General features: G+C 67.0%; 4 protein-coding genes. 2 read left to right on the top strand and 2 right to left on the bottom strand.

Going from position 1 to position 4107, the window contains the following annotated elements:
* Positions 1-987, top strand: a 987-nt coding sequence (locus tag VFL64_RS16600) for a DUF5672 family protein (protein ID WP_489541489.1), incomplete at its 5' end; no start/stop codon positions are given.
* A gap of 16 nt (positions 988-1003) precedes the next feature.
* Entirely contained in the window at positions 1004-2113 is a 1110-nt protein-coding gene (locus VFL64_RS16595) for a glycosyltransferase family 9 protein (protein ID WP_489541488.1), read from the top strand.
* Here the strand turns inward: VFL64_RS16595 and VFL64_RS16590 are convergent.
* On the bottom strand, positions 2102-3160 hold the full coding sequence (locus tag VFL64_RS16590; protein WP_489541487.1) for a glycosyltransferase family 4 protein: 1059 nt from the start codon (positions 3158-3160) through the stop codon (positions 2102-2104). The genes VFL64_RS16595 and VFL64_RS16590 overlap by 12 nt on opposite strands.
* A gap of 4 nt (positions 3161-3164) precedes the next feature.
* A complete protein-coding gene (locus VFL64_RS16585; protein ID WP_489541486.1) occupies positions 3165-4046 on the bottom strand; it encodes a glycosyltransferase family protein in 882 nt (293 codons plus the stop codon).
* Positions 4047-4107: the final 61 nt, after the last annotated feature.

Genomic DNA, 4107 nt, shown 5'->3' with positions numbered 1-4107 from the left:
GAAGGGGACGGCTTGACCGCGCTCGTCCTTCCTGACGTTACGCTGTGCTGCATCGACTGCACGCCGCGCTTGCCGTGGGCATTGAAGGCGATGCGACGCAGCCTCGATGGCATCGCCTTCGCCGATGCAGTGCTGTGCACTGACCGGCAATCGCTGGGCGACCGCGAGCTGCCGCCCGGCGTGCGCTGGGTCGAGACCGAGCCACTGCGCAGCATCGAGGCCTACTCCAACTACGTCATCAAGTCGCTGGCGCCGCTGATCCACACCTCGCACGTGCTGATCGTGCAGTGGGACGGCTTTGTGCTCAACCCGGCGGCGTGGTCCGAGGAGTTCCTGCACTATGACTACATCGGCGCCCCGTGGAACCACATCCCCGAGCCGCATGCGGTGGGCAATGGTGGCTTCTCGCTGCGTTCTTCTCGGCTGCTGCGCGCGCTGCAGAGCCCCGCCATCGTGCCCAGTCACCCCGAAGACATCTGCATCTGCGTGACGAACCGTGCCGCACTGGAGGCCGAAGGCCTGCGCTTTGCACCGACGGCGCTGGCGCGCCGTTTCGCGGTGGAAGACGACCCGTTGAGCGAGCAGGTGTTTGGCTTCCACGGGCCGTACCACCTGCCGACGGTGCTGGAGCCTTCGCAGACGCTGGCCTTTGTCGAGTCGCTCACGCCTTCAGTGATCGAAGCGCACCACTTCGGCAGCCTGCTGCGCGAGTTGGTGCAAGGGGCCCGCTCCCGGCCCGAGCTGAAACCGGCACGGGCCGCCTTGCACCGGCTGATCCTGCGCGCAGTGGACCGGCTCGAAGGCCCGGCCAGCCTCACACCGCAGGCACTGGGCTTTTGCAAGGCCTTGATCCGCCATGGCGAGTACAAGGCGGCAGGTCGGCTGTTGCGCCAGCGCCGCCGTGCGTTGGGCACACTCTGGGCCGAGCCCCGCCTGTGGCTGAGGCTCAAGGCCAAGATGCTGGCCTCCACCCTCAGGGGGCGCTAATCCTGCGACCGCTTCGATGAAATCCAACTTCTTCACTCGCCGCCTGTTGCGCTACGCCGAAGAGACCTGGCTGCCACCTTTCCCTCAGGCCCTGCCGTCGTCGGTCGACGTGTACGTGCAGAGCATCTCGGTGTGGAAGGTGGCACGCCGCCGCGCCATGCGCGCGCTCAACCTGCGCCTGCATGGCCAGACAGCGCAGCTGCGTACCCACATCGACCCGGCGGTGCACAGGCGCCTGCTGTGGATCCACCATGGCACGCCGCAGGTGGGCGATTCGCTCACCGACCTGGCCGCGCGCGAGCTGCTCAAGGGCAAGTTCGACCGGGTCGACCTGCTGACCGACGCCCACCTGCTGCAGCTCTACCGCTCCGACGAGGTGTTTACCCAGGTGGCCTCAAAGGCCGAAGAGCTGCCCGGCCCCTACGACCTGATCCTGCTGCACAGCGCCTCGTCGCGCTCGGTGAAGGACAAGCTCGAGCACTACCGCAAGGTGCCATTCGCCCACGTGTATGGCTTCTACACCGGGCCCGAACTCAACCGCACGCTGTTCGGCTACTACCGCATCGCGCAATTGCTGGGCCTGGACTGGCCCGAGCAGCAGATCGAGCACATGGCCTGCCCCAGCATGCGGGCGTCCGCGGCCGAAGAGGTGGCAGTGGACCAGCTGGGCCTGCCACCCGAGCCCATCGTGATGGCCATCGGCGGTGTGCGCGACTGGTGCACCTACCAGCAGTGGCCGCAGGTGCTGCACGGGCTGCATGAGGCCGGTGTCACGCGCCCTGTGGTGCTGGTCGGTTCGGACAATGGCCTGGCGATGCGCGACCAGATCGTGGCGGCGAACACCGGCATGACGCTCATCGACCGCCTGGCCCAGCACACGCTCGGCGAAGTGCAAGCTCTGATGCGCCGTGCCGCGCTGGTGGTGTGCGCCGATGGTGGCCTGCTGCACCTGGCGCACACCGCCAAGGTGCCGGTGGTCACGCTCTTCGCCGGCATCAGCGAGCCGCGCTTTCGACTGACTTCAGCCAACCGAACCCGCTGGCTCTACGGCGCCAAGTGGGTCAACGACGTGCAGGCCGCCGACCTGGTGGCCACCATCCTGCAGGCACTCGGCTCAAAGCCCTAGAAAGCGCCGATAGATCCCCAGGTAGGCCTGCGTGGCGCGGTCCCACGTGAACTGCGCCGCATGGGCGCGTATGTCGTCGGCATGCGCCTGCAGGCGCGGCATCTCGGTCTCGATGCAGCGGCGCATGGCCTGCGGCTCGAAGCTCGTGAAGTAGCCGGCCCAGGTGCCACCCACCTCCGGCAGGCTGGTGCGGTCCGACAGGAACACCGGTTTGCCGAAGTGCATGGCCTCGATGGGCGGCAGGCCGAAGCCTTCGGTGATCGAGGGGAACAGGAAGCCCTTGCAGTTGGCGTACAGCCAGGCCTTCTGCTCATCGCTCACCTCCTGCATGACGCGCAGGTTGGCGATGCCGCGCTGTTGAGCCTGCACGCGCAGGCGGTCGGAGTCGCCTGTGCGTGGCCCGGCCAGCAGCACCAGCTGCTCGGGCCAGATGGCGGCCATGTCGACCAGGCTCTGCGGGTTCTTGGAGGCCGCCATGCGGCTGAGGTGCAACAGGAAGGAACCCGGTTCCATGCCGTCGACGCGTTGCTGCGGGTGCTGGGTGAGGTCGCGCGCGCCGTTGGGGATCACGCTGACCGGGCCTCGCCAGGCGAGGTGCTCGCGGATGTCTTTCTCCACGTGGTGCGTGAGCGTGCTCACTTCTTCGAACTTGCGCAGGCGTGAGCGCAGCTTGCGCAGGTTCTTCGCGATGCTGCGCGCATCGTCGTGGTAGAGGGTGTTGAGGTCGTGGATGGTGAGCAGCGAGTGGCGGGTGCCCAGTGGTGGGCCAATGCGTCCGAGCTGGTTGAGCCCGTGCCACACGTCGAAGCGCGGGCCACTCTGGCAGTGCCAGTAGCCCTGCAGCTTGCTCGTGGCGAGGTAGCCCACCTCGGTGCCGAAACGGCCATGCCAGCGCTCGGGCATGTGCAGGTGGAACTGCACACCGAACTGCTCGCGCCATGCCGGCGCATGCGCTGCGATGCGCTCGCAGACCTGGGTGGAGAACTCGCCAAGCCCGTCGCTCAGCGAGTCGATCATCCCCAGGCTGACGCCGATGTGCCGGGCCATGGCCTTAGGCGACAAGCTTGTAGTGCTTGCGGCTCAAGTCCAAGCCGAACCAGCGCTCCAGCACCATCGAAGCGCGGTGCTTGCGTTCGCGCTTCGTCAGTTCATGCGCGGGGTTGGGCGCGAAGTGCTGTTCGGCCTCGCGTTCGAGCCAGTCGGCCATCAATGCCGGGTGGCTGCTGGCGTAGGGCTGGAGCGACTGCGGGTCGATATTGCCGTACTGCACCTTGGGTGCTCCGTGCGACCAGTACTTGCTGACCTGGTCCATCTTGGCCTGCATGTAGTCGGTGCGGCGCACGTGGCCATAGTGATAGATGTGCGCGTTGGCCAACGCCGCATTGGGATGGCGGCCGCGGCGGTGCTTGTCCATCACCACCCAGTACTGGCCGTCGGGCGCATAGGTGCGGATGGTGTTGCGGATCAGCCGGCATTCGCGGCGGTACCAGGCCGGGCTCACGGCCAGCCAGTGCGGCGAGCCGTAAAAGTGCAGGTAGTCGAACACCAGGGCTTCGACCCGCGCATTGCCATGGTGGCGATTCACCGATTCGCGGATGGCCCCGAGCTCGGCCTCGTGCAGCACCTCGTCGCCTTCGAGGTAGAAGGCCCAGTCGCCGGTGCAGGCGTACTGGGCGATCATCTTCTGCTGCGCGTAGACGAAGCCGCGTTCCGACATGCGCTCGTTCCACAGCGTGTCGATGAGGCGGATCTTGGGGTCGCCGATGGCGAGCAGGCGCTCGCGCGTGTCGTCTTCGCCGCGCCCGACGGCGATCACGAACTCGTCGACCAGCGGCAGCAGCGAGCGCACCGATTGCTCGAACGGGAAGCCCAGCTTCACGCCGTTGCGCAGGAAGGTGAAGCCGCTGATCGTGGGCTCAGGAGGTGTGGGCATAGCGGTGGGGCTCCAGCAGCTGCTTTGTTCGCAGGCCCCAGATGTACTGGAGCGGGCGGCG

The organism is Rhizobacter sp., from assembly GCF_035702065.1.
Classification (GTDB): Bacteria; Pseudomonadota; Gammaproteobacteria; order Burkholderiales; family Burkholderiaceae_C; genus Rhizobacter.
The sequence above is the reverse complement of the archived record's forward strand: the minus strand, read 5'-3'. Positions and strand labels throughout refer to the sequence as shown.

Excerpts from the sequence above, each read along its gene's own strand:
- VFL64_RS16590 (WP_489541487.1), bottom strand. The coding sequence starts at position 3,160 with ATGGCCCGGCACATCGGCGTCAGCCTGGGGATGATCGACTCGCTGAGC.
- VFL64_RS16595 (WP_489541488.1), top strand. The coding sequence starts at position 1,004 with ATGAAATCCAACTTCTTCACTCGCCGCCTGTTGCGCTACGCCGAAGAG.
- VFL64_RS16585 (WP_489541486.1), bottom strand. The coding sequence starts at position 4,046 with ATGCCCACACCTCCTGAGCCCACGATCAGCGGCTTCACCTTCCTGCGC.